We start from the raw sequence: 14,530 nt of genomic DNA, 5'->3' as shown, positions 1-14,530 counted from the left end.
CGGAGGGCCGTACGGGCCTTCTCCTGCTCGGGCGCGGCCGCCCGGCGCGTGGTGCGCGTCAGGCGGCCGCTCGTGGCCGGGACGTTCCCGGGACGGCTAGACGCTCGTTCGGCCGCGGATGCCGGCGACGATCCCGACGCCGACGACGGCGAGCACGACCTGCATGACCAGCTCGATCCAGTCGATGCCGGGCGTGGTATCGACTCCGAGGACCTGGGCGATGGCGGTGCCGATGAGAGCCGCCACGATGCCGACGACAATGGTGAGGATCCAGCCGATCGGCTGCCTGCCGGGGAGGAACAGGCGCCCCAGCGCACCGATCACCGCACCGATCACGATGGCGCCGAGAATGGATTCGATGGTCATGACCGACCTCCCTTGAGGGTGACACATTCACCGTCAAGGGAGATCACTACCCATTGTCCGGAAGATATTCGTTTACTTTCCGGCCACTCATTGGCTGCTTCCCCGAGCCCGGGTGACCGCGTACACGCCGACGATCGCGAGGAGCAACTGGATGAGGTGCTCGACCCAGTCGATGCCCCGAGTGTTCGCGACACCGAGGACGCTGGCGATCAGCGAACCGATCAGCGCGGCGACGATGCCGACGATGATCGTGAGACCGATGCTGATGTTCTGGCGGCCCGGAAGTATCAGCCGCGCCAACGCCCCGATGATGATGCCGATGATGATGGCACCGACGACCGCTCCGATCATTGCCAGCCCCCCGTCGAAGTGACGTCTTTCACGTCCGACTGGGTTTTACCCGGTTAGCTGACGAATCATCGGAAATGGGACGGCGACCCTTTCCGCGCCCGGATTCCGGGTCGCCGCCCCCGCGATGAATAGGACGCCCTCGTCCGCATCCAGGTTTGCATGTCCCTTTGGGAGACGGCCGTCCCTTCGGCGGAGGAATCCGGTACGGGTCAGCCGAAGACGATGGCGGTCGCGATCGCCGCGACGCCCTCTCCGCGTCCCGTGAGCCCCAGCCCGTCCGTGGTGGTGGCGCTCACGCTCACAGGAGCCCCCACGGCGGCCCCCAGGGCCTTCTCCGCCTCCGTACGGCGAGGCGCGAGTTTGGGCCGGTTTCCGATGATCTGGACAGCCACGTTGCCGATCTCGAAGCCGGCGGCCCGCACCTGGCGGGCCGCCTCCTCCAGCAGGACGGCTCCGGCGGCTCCGGCCCACCGGGGATCGGCGGTGCCGAAGAGACCGCCGAGGTCGCCGAGGCCGGCCGCCGACAGGAGGGCGTCACAGCAGGCGTGCGCCGCCGCGTCCCCGTCGGAGTGTCCCTCGAGCCCCGTCTCCCCAGGCCAGTGCAGTCCGGCGAGGTGGAGCGTACGACCGGATGCGAAAGGGTGGACATCGACACCGATGCCCACCCTTGGTGATGTCGTGTTCAGGAGTTCAGCACCTCGTCGAGCAGCGCCTCGGCCTTGTCCTCGTTGGTCTTCTCCGCCAGCGCCAGCTCGCTCACCAGGATCTGCCGAGCCTTGGCGAGCATCCGCTTCTCACCGGCGGAGAGCCCGCGCTCCTTGTCGCGTCGCCACAGGTCACGGACGACCTCGGCCACCTTGTTGACGTCACCGGACGCCAGCTTCTCCAGGTTGGCCTTGTAGCGGCGGGACCAGTTGGTCGGCTCCTCCGTGTGCGGCATGCGCAGGACGTCGAAGACACGCTCAAGGCCTTCCTGGCCGACGACATCACGCACACCGACGAGTTCGGCGTTTTCCGCTGGCACCTGGACGGTGAGGTCGCCTTTGTCGACCTTCAACACCAGGTAGGTCTTTTCCTCACCCTTGATGGTTCGGGTCGTGATGGCCTCGATCCGAGCAGCCCCATGGTGGGGGTAGACGACAGTGTCGCCGACCTGGAAAGTCATGTGACAAGTACCCCTTCCGCTGTACTCCAGAGTACCACGCGCTTCCAGGCTCCCGGAACAGTGAAATGAACATAACTGCAGGTCAAGCCCTCATTTTAGGACTTGACAAGCAGTCGACTCTGTGAATGGCAAAGTAGGACATACCGGGTGACCTGCAAAACCAGGTCCCGCTACGAGGAGGCCGCGTCCGTGACCACGGTGAGACGCGGATATGGTGTTTGCTGCTCAAAAACGTGCATACCAAGGAGATTCGAACCGTGAGCAGCACCAGCCGCCGCAGGGCGATCGCCGTCGCCGCGCTCCTCGCTGTCGCTCCTGCGTTGGCCGCGTGCGGCGCCGGGTTCGACGCCAACGTCAACGTCCCGTACGCACCGACCGAGGCGGGCGTCCACATCACCGGCAGCGGCGTGGACATGGACTACGGACACAACGGCGTGAAGATCGCCCAGGCGTTCGTCCTGGGGCCGGAGTCCGGCGCCCAGATCGCGGCCGGCGGCTCCGCGCCGCTCTACCTCACCATGGTGAACACCAACTCGGGCCCGGACGCCCTCACCGCGATCATCCCGGACGGCGGCCAGGCCACGTCCGTGCGGATCCCCAACGCGTTCCAGCTCGCGCCCGACACGCTGGTGAAGTCGCCCAACACCACGGTCGAGGGCCTCAAGCAGCGGCTTCTCGGCGGCGAGACGCTGAAGCTGACGCTCAAGTTCAAGAACGCGGGCGACGTCACGATGTCCGTCCCGGTCATCCCGCGCAGCCGCGAGTTCGCCACGCTGCCGCCCGCCGGCGACGCGCAGGCTCCGGCGACGGACACCGCCGCGACCGGCACGACCACCGACGCCGGCGCCACGGACACCGCCGCCACCGACACGGCTGCCACGGACACCGCCGCCACCGACACGGCTGCCACGGACACCGCCGCCGACGGCACCACGGGTACGGCCACCGGCACCGACACGGGCGCCGAGACGACCAGCGCGGGCTGATCCCGGCCCCCTGGCTCGGCGTCCCCGCCGAGGCGCGACACGAACGACCCGAACCCCTTGCCCCCGTACAGGGCAAGGGGTTCGTGTGTCCTTCCGGGTCCGGGTTTCCACGCGTGTTGCGATGGCCTCCCGAGGCCACGGCCACGGGGAGACGCCGGTGCGAACGGCGCGAGACGGCTCACGAGGGCCGGGCGGTCCCCCGGGGCGGTCGCCCCGGGGGAACCGGCTCAGGCGTCCACGGGGTCGAACTTGTAGCCCAGGCCGCGCACGGTGAGGATGCAGCGCGGGTTGGAGGGATCGGTCTCGACCTTGGCGCGCAGCCGCTTGACGTGGACGTCGAGCGTCTTGGTGTCGCCCACGTAGTCGGCGCCCCACACCCGGTCGATGAGCTGGCCGCGGGTGAGGACCCGGCCGGCGTTGCGGAGCAGCACTTCGAGCAGCTCGAACTCCTTGAGCGGGAGCTGTACGTGCTCCCCGCGCACGGCCACGATGTGCCGGTCGACGTCCATCCGGACCGGGCCGACCGCGAGGATCGCGGTCTCCAGTTCCTCGACGTCGCCCTGGCGGCGCAGCACCGCGCGGATGCGGGCCACGAGTTCCCGCGAGGAGAAGGGCTTGGTGACGTAGTCATCCGCGCCCAGCTCCAGACCCACCACCTTGTCGATCTCGCTGTCCTTGGCGGTCAGCATGATCACGGGCACCTTGGAGCGCTGCCGGAGCGTACGGCACACCTCCGTGCCCGGCAGGCCGGGAAGCATCAGGTCGAGCAGGACGATGTCCGCGCCGTTGCGGTCGAAGGCGTCCAGCGCCTCGGGGCCGGTGGCCGCCACGACCACCTCGAAGCCTTCCTTCCGGAGCATGTAGGACAGGGCGTCCGAGAACGACTCCTCGTCCTCGACGACGAGTACCCGGGTCACTTCGCGGCCTCCATGGGGGTCGTTGTGCTTGCTGGCGCCCCCGCCGTGCCGCCGAATGCGGGAAGGCGGAGGGTGAAGGTCGATCCGGAGCCTTCCTTGCTCCAGACCGTGACCTCGCCGCCGTGGGCGGCGGCGACGTGCTTGACGATGGCGAGCCCGAGGCCGGTGCCCCCGGTGGCGCGCGACCGGGCGGTGTCCACGCGGAAGAAGCGCTCGAAGATGCGTTCCTGGGCGAACTCGGGGATGCCGATGCCCTGGTCGCTGACGCTCACCTCCACCGAGTCGCCGACCGGCCGGACGCTGACCACGACCCGGGTGTGCTCGGGGCTGTAGGCGACGGCGTTGTCGATGAGGTTGTGCAGGGCGGTGACCAGCAGGTCCTCGTCGCCCCAGGTGCGCAGGCCGTCCCGTCCCCCGGCGACGAGGGTGATGTTCTTGGACGACGCCTTGGTGTTGCACCGGTCGATCGCCTCGTGGACGACGTCGTCGACCGCCACCGCGCCGGGCGTGGGGATCGGGTCGGCGCCCTGGATCCGGGAGAGGGTGATCAGGTCCTGCACCAGGTAGGTCAGCCGCGCGGCCTCGTGCTGCATCCGGCCGGCGAAGCGGGTCACCGCCTCGGGGTCGTCGGCCGCGTCCTGGATGGTCTCGGCGAGCAGGCTCAGGGCCCCGACCGGCGTCTTGAGCTCGTGGCTGACATTGGCCACGAAGTCGCGGCGCACCGCCTCGACCCGGCGGCTCTCGGTCTGGTCCTCGGCCAGGACGAGCACCTGGCCGTGTGAGCCCAGCGGGGCCACCCGTACGGCGAAGGTGGTGGACTCCTGCCCGAACCTGCGCCCGGCCGTCTCGATCTCGCTCTCGCGGATCTCGCCGTCCCTGCGGACCTTCCTCGCCAGGGCGAGCAGTTCGGCGGCCATGAGGGACTCGCCCCGCACCAGGCCGAAGGCGCGTGCGGCGGAGCTCGCGCGCAACACTCGGTCGTCCCGGTCGAGTACGACCGCCGACGAAGGGAGCACCGCGAGGACCGAGGCGACGCCGGACGACAACGTCTCGTCGGAGGGTTCGGGCCGCTGCTCGTGTTCGGACTGGCGGCTGATCGCCAGCATGACGACGGCCCCCAGGATGAACCCCGCCATCGCCGCCAGGCTGGCCAGCAACTCGTTCACGGTTCCAAATGTAGGCGGCCTTTCTCGCCGGATATCCTCCCTGATGGGGCGTGACCATGGCTTTTCCGGAAAAGTTCATCTGACGGTCGAGGTTCGTTCACGGAACCCCGCGTAGCGTGATCGGCATGCGCGACGCCTACCACGATGAGCTGGAAGCCCTTACCGACCGCCTGGTGGAGATGACCCGGCTCGTCCGCTCCGCCGTGTCGAGGAGCACCACCGCACTGCTGGACGCCGACCTCCAGCTCGCGGAGAACGTGATCTCCCGGGACGAGGAGGTCAACCGCCTCTACGCCGAGATCGAGGCATCCATCTACGAGGTGATGGCCACCCAGCAGCCGGTGGCCGTCGACCTGCGCACCGTCATCACCGCGCTGCGCATGGCCTCCAACCTGGAACGCATGGGCGACCACGCCGAGCACATCGCGAAGGTCGCCCGGATGCGCCACCCCGAGTCGGCGATCCCGGCCGAGCTGCGCGACACGTTCGTGGAGATGGGCGCCATCGCCGAACGCCTGATCGTCAAGACCGGGAGCTGCATCGTCTCGCGCGACGTCGAGACTGCCAAGGAGCTGGAGAGCGACGACGACGCCATGGACCGGCTGCACCGCCGGCTCTTCCGCGTGCTGCTGGACAAGGGGTGGTCGCACGGCGTCGAGTCGGCGATCGACATCACCCTCGTCGGCCGCTATTACGAGCGGTACGCCGACCACGCCGTCAGCGTCGCGCGCGACGTCGTCTATCTCGTCACCGGCTCGCGGAACCCCGACTGACCCCGGCATCCCTCACATGACGCGGAACGGCGCGGCAGGTCTCCCCTGCCGCGCCGTTCCGCGTTCGTGTCTCCGGGGGTCGCCCGCGCTCGCGGGATCACCCGTACGGGTCAGCGGCCCTGGTTGGCCACGGCCTCGATGGCGGCCGCGGCGGCCTGCGGGTCGAGGTAGTCGCCGCCCGGGTTCAGCGGGCGGAAGTCCTCGTCCAGCTCGTAGCGCAGCGGGATGCCGGTCGGGATGTTGAGCTTGGCGATCGACGCGTCGTCGATGCCGTCGAGGTGCTTGACCAGGGCGCGCAGCGAGTTGCCGTGCGCGACGACCAGGACGGTGCGCCCGGCCGCGAGGTCGGGGACGATCCGGTCGTACCAGTACGGGAGCATGCGGTCGACGACGTCCTTGAGGCACTCGGTCCTCGGCATGAGCTCCTGCGGGAGCAGGGCGTACCGGGGGTCGCCGGCCTGCGAGAACTCGTCGTCGTCGGCGATGGGGGGCGGCGGGACGTCGTAGGAGCGGCGCCACAGCATGAACTGCTCGTCGCCGAACTCCGCGCGGGTCTGGGCCTTGTCCTTGCCCTGGAGCGCGCCGTAGTGGCGCTCGTTCAGCCGCCAGGAGCGGTGGACGGGCAGCCACAGCAGGTCGGCCACCTCCTGCGCCAGGTTGGCCGTCCTGATCGCCCGGGTCAGGAGGGAGGTGTGCACCACATCGGGGCGGACACCGGCGTCGAGCAGAAGCTGCCCGCCGCGCCGCGCCTCGTCCTCGCCCGCCGGGGAGAGCGTGACATCCACCCACCCGGTGAACAGGCCCTTGACGTTCCACTCACTCTCGCCATGCCGCAGCAGCACCAAAGTCGCCATAGGCAGAAAGCTTAGTCCGTGCGGTTTTATGCGGGGTTCCGCGCCGGATCGGCGAACCTCGCGAACGCCTGCAGGTTGGCGAGGGACTCTCCCCGCTTGACCCGCCACTCCCACTCCCTGCGGATGGAGGAGGCGAACCCGAGTTCGAGCGCGCGGTCGAAGGACTCGTCGGAATAGGTGAGCACGCAGCCCAGCACCCGGTCGATCTCGGCCTCGGTCACCGCGTCGAACGGCACCCGGCCGACGAGGTAGACGTCGCCCTCACCGTCCAGCGCGAAGTGGACGCCGTACATCGAGCCGTTCTTGGACAGCAGCCAGCGGTAGAACTCGGCGTGGTTCTCGTCCGGCTGCCGGCAGAAGAACGCCTCCACGCTGAGCGCCTGGTCGCCGAGGACGAGCCAGGTCATGGTGGCGAGCTTGTGCTGGCCGGGCAGTTTGACCAAAAACGCGCCGGGGCGCGGCCGCTCGTAGGCGAGGTCCGCGGCCTTCAAGGCGCCGTCGATCACTTCTTCGAGGTCACTCATGTCTCCTCCTCGCCGGGCTCGACCGTCTGCCCCTGCCCCGGGGCGCGGCGCGCGAACCCGGCATCCGCCGGCAACACTCCCCAGGGTCTCAGGAGTTGACGGCGATCGGGACACGGTGCAGCCGGGCCATCGCCCCCGCGTACACGTCGACGAGCCGGGCCGCGGTGGCCGACCAGCCGAAGGCCGCCGCATGCCGTACGGCGTTGCCGGAGAGGTATTCGAGCCAGGCCGGGTGGCCGAGGAGGCCGCGCAGCGCCACCGCCCATTCCTCGGGGTCGTGCCCGTCGAGGAGGATGCCGGACACGCCGTCCTCGACCGCCGTGCGCAGGCCGCCGACGGAGGCGGCCGCGACGGGCGTGCCGCACGCCTGGGACTCCAGGGCGACGAGGCCGAAGGACTCGTTGTGCGAGGGGACGACGGTCACGTCCGCCGCCCGGTACCAGTCCGCCAGCTCGCGCTGCGGCGCGGGCGGCGAGAGCCGTACGACGTCGGCGATGCCGAGCTCCCCCGCGAGTTCGGCGAGCAGCGACGGGCGGGCCAGGCCGTTGCCGCTCGGCCCTCCGACGAACGCCACGACGAGCCGGGAGCGCAGGGACGGATCCGCCACGAGCATCCGGGCGACCGCCTTCATGAGCACGTCGGGGCCCTTCAGCGGCTGGATGCGGCCGACGAAGAGCAGCACGTGGGCGTCCTGCGGGAGTCCGAGGCGGCGGCGGGCCGCTCCTTTGGAGGCGGGCTGGAAGACGCCGAGGTTGACCCCGGGGTTGACGACGGCCACCCGGTCCGTGGGCGCGTCGTAGAGCTCGATCAGCTCGCGCGCCTCCGCCTCGGTGTTGGCGACCAGGCGGTCGGCCACGCCGACGACCTGCTCCTCCCCGAGGACGCGCGCGGTGGGCTCGGGCCGGTCGCCCTCGGCGAGCAGCAGGTTCTTCACCTTGGCCATGGTGTGCATGGTGTGCACGAGGGGGATGCCCCAGCGTTCCTTGGCGAGCCAGCCCACCTGCCCGGAAAGCCAGTAATGCGAGTGGATGACGTCGTAGCGGCCGGGCTCGTACATCGCCTCGGTGCGCAGCACGCCGGACAGGAAGCCGCAGAGCTGGGCGGGCAGGTCCGCGCGGTCCAGCTCCTCGTACGGCCCGGCGGTGACGTGCCGCACGGAGACGCCGGGGGTGATCTCGGCCGTCGGCGGCAGGTCCCTGGCCGTCTGCCGGGTGAAGATCTCGACCTCGATGCCGAGGGCGGCCAGCCGTTTGGCCACCTCGACGACGTACACGTTCATGCCGCCGGCGTCGCCCGTACCCGGCTGGTCCAGCGGCGACGTGTGCATGCTGATCGTCGCCACCCGGTTGACCCGACGCCGCCTCAGCGCCACCCGAACCACCTCCAGAAGGGTAACAACCCCAAGAAACCCGACAAGATTCCCCAATCGTCCGGTTCCGCAGCCTTCCAGAGCTCCTGGAAAGATGAGAACTCGGCCCGCGATCAGGATCCGGGCCGAGACCTGGGCGAAAACCTTCTTTGGAGCGAGGCGAGCGAGGCGATGGCCAAGACCGCGGTGGTGACCGGAGCGAGCAGCGGCATCGGGGCGGCGACGGCCCGGCGGCTCGCGGCGGAGGGGTTCGAGGTGGTGGCCGCGGCACGTAGGCGCGACCGGCTCGACGAGCTCGCCGCCGAAGTGCCCTCCATCCGCCCGGCGACGCTCGACGTGACCTCGCAGGACTCCGTCGACGCCTTCGCCGCCGCGCTCGACCGGTGCGACGTCCTGATCAACAACGCGGGCGGCGCCTTCGGCCTCGAACCGGTGGCCTCGGGCCTGGTGGACGACTGGCAGCGCATGTACGACGTCAACGTGCTCGGCTCGCTGCGCATGACGCGCGCGCTGCTGCCCAAGCTGATCGCCTCCGGCGACGGCGTGCTCCTGATGCTCACGTCGGTCGCCGGCCTGGTCTCGTACGAGGGCGGCGGCGGATACTGCGCGGCCAAGCACGCCCAGACCTCGATGACCGAGACGCTGCGCCTCGAACTGTGCGGCGAGCCGGTCCGCGTCATCGAGATCGCGCCCGGCATGGTGCAGACCGAGGAGTTCTCGCTCACCCGGTTCCGGGGGGACGCGGAGAAGGCCGCCAAGGTCTACGAGGGTGTGCCCGACCCGCTCACCGCCGACGACGTGGCCGACGTGATCGCCTTCGCCGTCACCCGCCCCGCGCACGTCAACATCGACCGCCTGGTGATCCGGCCGCGCGCCCAGGCCGCCCAGCACAAGGTCCACCGGGTCTGACGTGCGGCGTGGGGTCCGATGTGTCTGACGTACGTTCCGGTGCGCGGCCTGAAGTACGGTCTGGCGTGCGCAGACCCGTCGGCGAGATCACCCGCGGCACCACGGGCCACAACCGGCTCCGCCGGTCCGACCGCTGGCTCGCCGCCGTCCACGCCCCCCTGCTCCGTTCGGCTCCCGGGGCGCCGCTCGTGGCCGACCTCGGCTACGGCGCCTCGCACGTCACCACCCTGGAGCTGTTCGTACGGCTGCGCGCGGTGTGCCCGCGGGTCGAGGTCGTGGGCGTCGAGATCGACCCGGCCCGCGTGGCGGCGGCCCTGCCGTACGAGCGGGAGGGGCTGACCTTCGTGCGGGGCGGCTTCGAGCTGCCGGTGCCGCGGCGGCCGCTGGTCGTGCGGGCGTTCAACGTGCTCAGGCAGTACGCCGAGGCCGACGCCTGGGCGTACTGGGACCTGCTGCGCTCACGGATCGCCCCCGGCGGGTTGATCGTCGAGGGCACCTGCTCGGAGGTCGGCCACCGCGCGGTGTGGGCGGCGCTCGGGGCGGAGGGGCCGCGCACTCTGACGTTCGCCGCCAGGTTCGGCGGGTTCGACCGCCCCTCCGACCTGGCGGAACGGCTGCCGAAGACGCTGATCCACCGGAACGTCCCCGGCGAGCCGGTTCACGAGTTCCTCCGGCAGTGGGACCGCGCCTGGGCGACCTGCGCGCCGTTCGCGGCGTACGGCGCCCGCCAGCGCTGGATCAGGACGGCCGAGCTGCTGGCGCGGGACTGGCCGGTGGCCGTCGCGCCTCCTCTGGGCGGGCCGTCCCGCTGGCGTCTCGGCGAGCTGACGATCCCCTGGTCCGCCGTCGCCTGAGCCGCTCGACGCCAAGCTTTCCGCATGGAACGGCAAACCCGTGGACAGGATCCGCCGAATCACCCGAATTCTCGAAGAACACGGTCGAAGATCTCATATGCTGCGAAGTCAAAGAGTACGAAACGCGCCTCGTCGATCTTCGACCCGGACCGCAGCACGGTGGTGACCGAGATGCGGGCGGCGTCGTCCATCGGCCAGCGGTAGACACCGGTCGACACGGCGGGGAACGCGATCGTCGCCGCGCCGAGCGTGTCGGCGACGTTGAGCGACTCCCGGTAGCAGGAGGCCAGCAGGTGAGACCGGTCCTCACTTCGCGAATACACCGGCCCCACGGTGTGGATCACCCATCGGGCGGGCAGCCGTCCCGCCGTGGTCGCGACGGCCTGGCCGGCCGGAAGGCCGCCGCCGTACCGGGACGCGCGCAGCGCCCGGCACTCCTCCAGGATCTCCGGGCCGCCCTTCCGGTGGATCGCGCCGTCCACCCCGCCGCCTCCGAGCAGCGAGGAGTTGGCGGCGTTGACGATGGCGTCCACGTTCTGCTCGGTGATGTCGCCCCGGACCAGCGTGAGTCTCATGACACGCTCCCCTCTACGGGACGTAGTACTACCCCGGGTAGGCTTGTGGGCGTGAAAGGACTTGGCGATCTTGAACGTACCATCATGGACATTCTCTGGGCGCAGAGCGCTCCCCTGACAGCACGCGAGGTCGGCCGCCTGATCGAGGACCGCGACCTCGCACCCACGACCGTGATGACCGTACTCGACCGTCTTTCCCGCAAGGGGTTCCTCAACCGCACCCGGGACGGGCGCGCGTGGCGCTACGAGCCCGCCGAGAGCAGGGACGCCTACGTCACCGAGCTCATGCTCGAAGCCCTGGACCTGACGGGCGACCGCAGCGCGGCGCTCACGCGCTTCGCCCAGGCCGTCTCCGGGTCCGAGGCCGAGATCCTGCGAAGAGCCCTCACGGAGCTGGAGGAGCAGTGATCGCGGCGGCTGTCCTGGCGGCCCTCGCCCTGGCATGCGCGGTCGGCGCCTGGCGCCTGACCTCCGCGCGTTGGACCTGGCGTGCCCCTCGCACGGCCATCCTCCTGTGGCAGTCCCTCGGCGTGACCTGGGGACTCGCCACGACCGGAGCCCTCCTCGCGTACGCCCTGGCCCCCTACGGCGCCGGGGTCGTGCACGGACTCTCCATCCTGCTGACCGGCGGCGAGTTCGACGTGCGCGAGCCGCACGACGTGATCCGGCTGTGCGCGCTGCTCAGCGGATTCACCCTTCTCGCGGTGCTCGTTGCCGTGCTCGTCGCGGCCGGCGTCCAGACGCTGCGCGCCCAGCGCCGCCACCGCATGTTGCTCAAGCTGATCGCGCGGGAGGAGCCCGCCGTCCCGGGCGTCCGCGTGGTGGACCACCCGGGAGCGGCGGCGTACTGCGTGCCGGGGCTGAAGTCCGAGGTCGTCATCAGCGCGGGCACGCTCGACCTGCTCTCGCAGGACGAGCTGGACGCGATGCTCGCGCACGAGATCGCGCACGCGCGCGAGCGGCACGACCTGGTGCTGCTGCCGTTCGGGGCACTGCTCCGGGCGCTTCCCTGGTCGGCCGTGGTCCGGGACACGCAGGCGTCCGTGGCGCTGCTGATCGAGATGGCCGCCGACGACCGCGCCCGCCGCTACTGCTCGCCGAAGCGGCTCGCCACCGCCCTCCTCAGGTTCGGCGCCGCCACCGCCGTCCCGACGCCGCACGGCGCGCTCGGCGCCACGTCGGGGCAGAACGTGATGGCCCGCGTCGACCGGCTCGTCAAGCCCCACATCGACCTTCCTCCGCACGTCAGGTACGCCGTCCTGACCGCGTCCGCCGCCCTGGCCGTCTCGGCCCCGCTCCTCTGGCTGCTTCCCGCCTGACACTCCACTGCTTGCAGGTGTTTGCCACCGAGTTTGCAATTGCAAGCAGTGTGTGTGCAGACTGGGGGGTATGGAACTACCCAAGGTCGGCTCGATCGGCGAGTACATCCGCCAGCAGCGGCAGCAGGCGAAGATCTCTCTGCGCCAGCTCGCCGCGCAGGCGGGGGTCTCGAATCCCTATCTGAGCCAGGTCGAGCGCGGCCTGCGCAAGCCGAGCGCGGAGATCCTCAACCAGATCGCCAAGGGTCTGCACATCTCCGCTCAGGCGCTGTACGTGCAGGCCGGGCTGATCGAGGATCGCGAGCCGGACAGCGACGTGCTGACCGCGATCCGGGCCGATGTCACCATCACCGAGCGTCAGCGTCAGGTGTTGATCGACATTTACGAGTCGTTCCGCAAGGAGAACCGCGCAGGGGATCCGGGGGCCCAGCCGTCGCGACCGGCCGAGCCCCCGCCTGGTGACGCGGTTCCAACGGAGAACACCGCCACACCGGATGCCAAGGAAGGGTAACCGATGACTCTCACCACCGAGGTCAAGAAGATCACCGAGTCCAAGCCGTTCTACGCGGTCGCGGGCGCCGGCGACTACGCCGTCGAGAAGCTGCGCGAGCTGCCGGATCAGCTCCAGAAGCTGCAGGCCCGCAGGGGCGAGCTGCGCGAGACCGCGAAGGACTTCCCCGGCCGGGCCCGCGAGGCCGCCTCCACGTTCCAGGACAGGGCCGAGGCCGTCGCCAAGGACTTCCCGAACAAGGCCCGCGAGTACGCCGACACCGCCGCCGCCCGCTTCAACGAGCTGTACGACGAGCTGGCCGTGCGCGGCCGCCGCATCGTCAGCAAGGTGAGCGGCGAGGCCGCGCTGGAGCTGGAGGAGGTCTCCAAGTCGGCCGAGCCGCCGGTCGCCGCCACCACCACCACGGAGCGGAGGCCGGGCCGCCCCCGCACCACGCCCAAGGCCTGAGGCGCCACCACGCGGGCCCGCACCGGTTCCGGCCGGTGCGGGCCCGCCGGGTTTCCGGGCCGGCTCGGAGAGCTCGGGCAGGCTCGGGCCGCATTAGTCTGGGGGCGACAGAGACCGTGACCGCCTGGGAGAGTCCATGTTCGGCCCCGTCAACAACATCCTGAGTCTCATCTTCTGGCTGCTCTCCATCGGGGCCTTCGTCCTGTCGATCTGGGCATTCATCCACGCGATCCGGATCCCCTCGCGCGCCTTCCCCGCCGCGGGCAAGCAGACCAAGCAGCTGTGGCTGATCATCCTGGGCTTCGCGACGCTGTTCACGTTCGCCGCCGCGGTCAACTACGGGGGCATGGGGATGGGCCTGCCGAGCATTTTCACGATCGCCGCGGTCATCGCGTCCGGCATCTACCTCGCCGACGTGAAGCCGGCCGTGAGCCAGTACCGCGGAGGCGGCAACCACGGCCCGTACGGCCCCTGGTGATCCGGGCCGATCGGCCGGTCACGAGGACACGGGGCCGATCAGGGCCGGCGGAGCGGCCTCGTCGCCGGCGAGACCGCGCGCACGCAGGCTCGCCGCCAGCCACCGGGCCAGCCGCAGATGGCCGTACAGCGTGGGGTGGACGCCGTCGGGCAGCAGCACTCTGGCCCGGTCACCCGTGATCCACCGCTGGGTCAGCGGGTCGAGGAACGGCACACCGGCCAGCCAGGCCGCGCTCGCGATGGCGTCCCTGGTGTGCTGGGCCGACCGCGGCGCCGTGTCGATCCAGATGGGCCCGACGAGCACGATCCTGACCGACGGCCAGCGCTTCCGCACGTCCGCCACCAGGCGCAGCGCGGCCGCGCGGACGGTCGCGGGACGGGCCCGCCGGTCGTTGTGCCCGCCGGAGACGACGACCAGATCCGGAGCCGGCCGCCAGGCGAGCTGCCGGGTGAAGGACTGCTCGAACGTGCGGCCGACCCGGCCCGTCGCGACGTAGCCGGTGCCCGAGCCTCCGGCCGTGATGAGCTGCCAGCCCAGAGCCCTGGCCGTCCCCGCCGCGTAACTGTCCCACTCGGCGACCGGCCCGGAGCCGACCGTGAAGCTGTCGCCGAGGAACATCACCACCGGCGGCCTTCCCGCGGGCGGCGGCGCCACCCGTGCGGCCTGGCTCACCGCCTGGGCGCATCCCGTGAGCAGGGGGCAGGCGGCCAGCAGGGCCGCGGCCGAGACGGTCAGGGAACGCCGGGCTTTCCTGTGCTCGCGCATGGCACCTCGGGTGGGATCTGCTGACGTCCTGCCACGGTCGGGAGTCGGCGCCCCGGGCGTCGCCGGCCCGTCGGGGGCTCCGGCCCGTGCCCGGCGGCCGGGCCCGCAGTTTATCCAGCGTGGCGTGGCCGTCCCCGGGGATCTGCCGACTCCGTGGCGGCGCGGGCTCCGACGCGGGCTTTAGCCGTACCGGATGGGGTG

The 14,530-nt window shown here is 70.7% G+C and carries 20 protein-coding genes; 9 read left to right on the top strand and 11 right to left on the bottom strand.

The annotated features are described in order from the left end of the window. Positions 1-96 precede the first annotated feature (96 nt). The 4 genes from AWQ70_RS12455 to AWQ70_RS12440 all read right to left on the bottom strand — a co-directional run bounded on the left by AWQ70_RS12455 (position 97) and on the right by AWQ70_RS12440 (position 1,882). Complete coding sequence (locus AWQ70_RS12455) at positions 97-366, bottom strand: GlsB/YeaQ/YmgE family stress response membrane protein (protein WP_067174635.1); 270 nt, start codon at positions 364-366, stop codon at positions 97-99. An 87-nt stretch (positions 367-453) separates the two neighbouring features. Further along, positions 454-717 (bottom strand): GlsB/YeaQ/YmgE family stress response membrane protein, encoded by a 264-nt coding sequence (locus AWQ70_RS12450; RefSeq protein ID WP_067174632.1) that lies wholly within the window; start codon positions 715-717, stop codon positions 454-456. A 209-nt stretch (positions 718-926) separates the two neighbouring features. Then, entirely contained in the window at positions 927-1,382 is a 456-nt protein-coding gene (gene ispF / locus AWQ70_RS12445; RefSeq protein WP_067174627.1) for a 2-C-methyl-D-erythritol 2,4-cyclodiphosphate synthase, read from the bottom strand. A gap of 17 nt (positions 1,383-1,399) precedes the next feature. After that, positions 1,400-1,882, bottom strand: a complete 483-nt coding sequence (locus tag AWQ70_RS12440) for a CarD family transcriptional regulator (RefSeq protein WP_030510364.1) — start codon at positions 1,880-1,882, stop codon at positions 1,400-1,402. Between the two features lie 257 nt (positions 1,883-2,139). On the opposite strand from AWQ70_RS12440, the gene AWQ70_RS12435 reads away from it, so the two are divergent. Next, complete coding sequence (locus AWQ70_RS12435) at positions 2,140-2,868, top strand: copper chaperone PCu(A)C domain-containing protein (RefSeq protein WP_067174623.1); 729 nt, start codon at positions 2,140-2,142, stop codon at positions 2,866-2,868. A gap of 227 nt (positions 2,869-3,095) precedes the next feature. On the opposite strand, the gene AWQ70_RS12430 is transcribed toward AWQ70_RS12435, so the two are convergent. Both AWQ70_RS12430 and AWQ70_RS12425 read right to left on the bottom strand, forming a co-directional pair. Then, positions 3,096-3,785: a response regulator gene (locus AWQ70_RS12430; protein ID WP_067174620.1), complete on the bottom strand. Its 690-nt coding sequence runs from the start codon at positions 3,783-3,785 to the stop codon at positions 3,096-3,098. After that, on the bottom strand, positions 3,782-4,891 hold the full coding sequence (locus AWQ70_RS12425) for a sensor histidine kinase (protein WP_245646934.1): 1,110 nt from the start codon (positions 4,889-4,891) through the stop codon (positions 3,782-3,784). Before AWQ70_RS12425 ends, AWQ70_RS12430 begins: the two co-directional genes overlap by 4 nt. Positions 4,892-5,076: 185 nt before the next feature. Between AWQ70_RS12425 and phoU the strand changes: the two genes are divergently transcribed. Then, entirely contained in the window at positions 5,077-5,724 is a 648-nt protein-coding gene (gene phoU / locus AWQ70_RS12420; RefSeq protein ID WP_067174995.1) for a phosphate signaling complex protein PhoU, read from the top strand. Positions 5,725-5,834: 110 nt separating this feature from the next. Here the strand turns inward: phoU and AWQ70_RS12415 are convergent, their stop codons facing one another. The 3 genes from AWQ70_RS12415 to mshA all read right to left on the bottom strand — a co-directional run bounded on the left by AWQ70_RS12415 (position 5,835) and on the right by mshA (position 8,474). Then, complete coding sequence (locus AWQ70_RS12415) at positions 5,835-6,578, bottom strand: phosphoglyceromutase (RefSeq protein WP_067174617.1); 744 nt, start codon at positions 6,576-6,578, stop codon at positions 5,835-5,837. A 26-nt stretch (positions 6,579-6,604) separates the two neighbouring features. Then, positions 6,605-7,102 carry a type III secretion system chaperone family protein gene (locus tag AWQ70_RS12410; RefSeq protein ID WP_067174613.1) on the bottom strand — a complete coding sequence of 166 codons (498 nt, stop codon included), beginning with the start codon at positions 7,100-7,102 and terminating at the stop codon, positions 6,605-6,607. 88 nt (positions 7,103-7,190) lie between these two features. Beyond that, positions 7,191-8,474 carry a D-inositol-3-phosphate glycosyltransferase gene (gene mshA, locus AWQ70_RS12405; protein WP_084516920.1) on the bottom strand — a complete coding sequence of 428 codons (1,284 nt, stop codon included), beginning with the start codon at positions 8,472-8,474 and terminating at the stop codon, positions 7,191-7,193. Positions 8,475-8,642: 168 nt separating this feature from the next. Between mshA and AWQ70_RS12400 the strand changes: the two genes are divergently transcribed. Together AWQ70_RS12400 and AWQ70_RS12395 are read left to right on the top strand one after the other, a co-directional pair. Next, a complete protein-coding gene (locus AWQ70_RS12400) occupies positions 8,643-9,380 on the top strand; it encodes an SDR family NAD(P)-dependent oxidoreductase (RefSeq protein ID WP_067174610.1) in 738 nt (245 codons plus the stop codon). 65 nt (positions 9,381-9,445) lie between these two features. Next, positions 9,446-10,234, top strand: coding sequence for an O-methyltransferase (locus tag AWQ70_RS12395; RefSeq protein WP_067174607.1), 789 nt, complete (start codon positions 9,446-9,448; stop codon positions 10,232-10,234). A 59-nt stretch (positions 10,235-10,293) separates the two neighbouring features. On the opposite strand, the gene AWQ70_RS12390 is transcribed toward AWQ70_RS12395, so the two are convergent. After that, positions 10,294-10,809 carry an O-acetyl-ADP-ribose deacetylase gene (locus tag AWQ70_RS12390; protein WP_067174604.1) on the bottom strand — a complete coding sequence of 172 codons (516 nt, stop codon included), beginning with the start codon at positions 10,807-10,809 and terminating at the stop codon, positions 10,294-10,296. 84 nt (positions 10,810-10,893) lie between these two features. On the opposite strand from AWQ70_RS12390, the gene AWQ70_RS12385 reads away from it, so the two are divergent. From AWQ70_RS12385 to AWQ70_RS12365, 5 genes are all read left to right on the top strand, one after another. Then, on the top strand, positions 10,894-11,217 hold the full coding sequence (locus tag AWQ70_RS12385) for a BlaI/MecI/CopY family transcriptional regulator (RefSeq protein WP_067174600.1): 324 nt from the start codon (positions 10,894-10,896) through the stop codon (positions 11,215-11,217). Further along, positions 11,214-12,128: a M56 family metallopeptidase gene (locus AWQ70_RS12380; protein ID WP_067174597.1), complete on the top strand. Its 915-nt coding sequence runs from the start codon at positions 11,214-11,216 to the stop codon at positions 12,126-12,128. The genes AWQ70_RS12385 and AWQ70_RS12380 overlap by 4 nt, the downstream gene beginning before the upstream one ends. 70 nt (positions 12,129-12,198) lie before the next feature. Next, positions 12,199-12,639 carry a helix-turn-helix domain-containing protein gene (locus AWQ70_RS12375; RefSeq protein WP_067174594.1) on the top strand — a complete coding sequence of 147 codons (441 nt, stop codon included), beginning with the start codon at positions 12,199-12,201 and terminating at the stop codon, positions 12,637-12,639. A 3-nt stretch (positions 12,640-12,642) separates the two neighbouring features. After that, positions 12,643-13,086 carry a hypothetical protein gene (locus AWQ70_RS12370; protein ID WP_067174592.1) on the top strand — a complete coding sequence of 148 codons (444 nt, stop codon included), beginning with the start codon at positions 12,643-12,645 and terminating at the stop codon, positions 13,084-13,086. Positions 13,087-13,222: 136 nt separating this feature from the next. Further along, positions 13,223-13,564 carry a DUF2516 family protein gene (locus AWQ70_RS12365; protein ID WP_067174589.1) on the top strand — a complete coding sequence of 114 codons (342 nt, stop codon included), beginning with the start codon at positions 13,223-13,225 and terminating at the stop codon, positions 13,562-13,564. 18 nt (positions 13,565-13,582) lie between these two features. On the opposite strand, the gene AWQ70_RS12360 is transcribed toward AWQ70_RS12365, so the two are convergent. Next, positions 13,583-14,329: an SGNH/GDSL hydrolase family protein gene (locus AWQ70_RS12360; RefSeq protein WP_084516919.1), complete on the bottom strand. Its 747-nt coding sequence runs from the start codon at positions 14,327-14,329 to the stop codon at positions 13,583-13,585. Positions 14,330-14,530: the final 201 nt, after the last annotated feature.

This window comes from Microtetraspora niveoalba, from assembly GCF_001570405.1.
Lineage (GTDB): Bacteria > Actinomycetota > Actinomycetes > Streptosporangiales > Streptosporangiaceae > Microtetraspora > Microtetraspora niveoalba.
The sequence above is the reverse complement of the archived record's forward strand: the minus strand, read 5'-3'. Positions and strand labels throughout refer to the sequence as shown.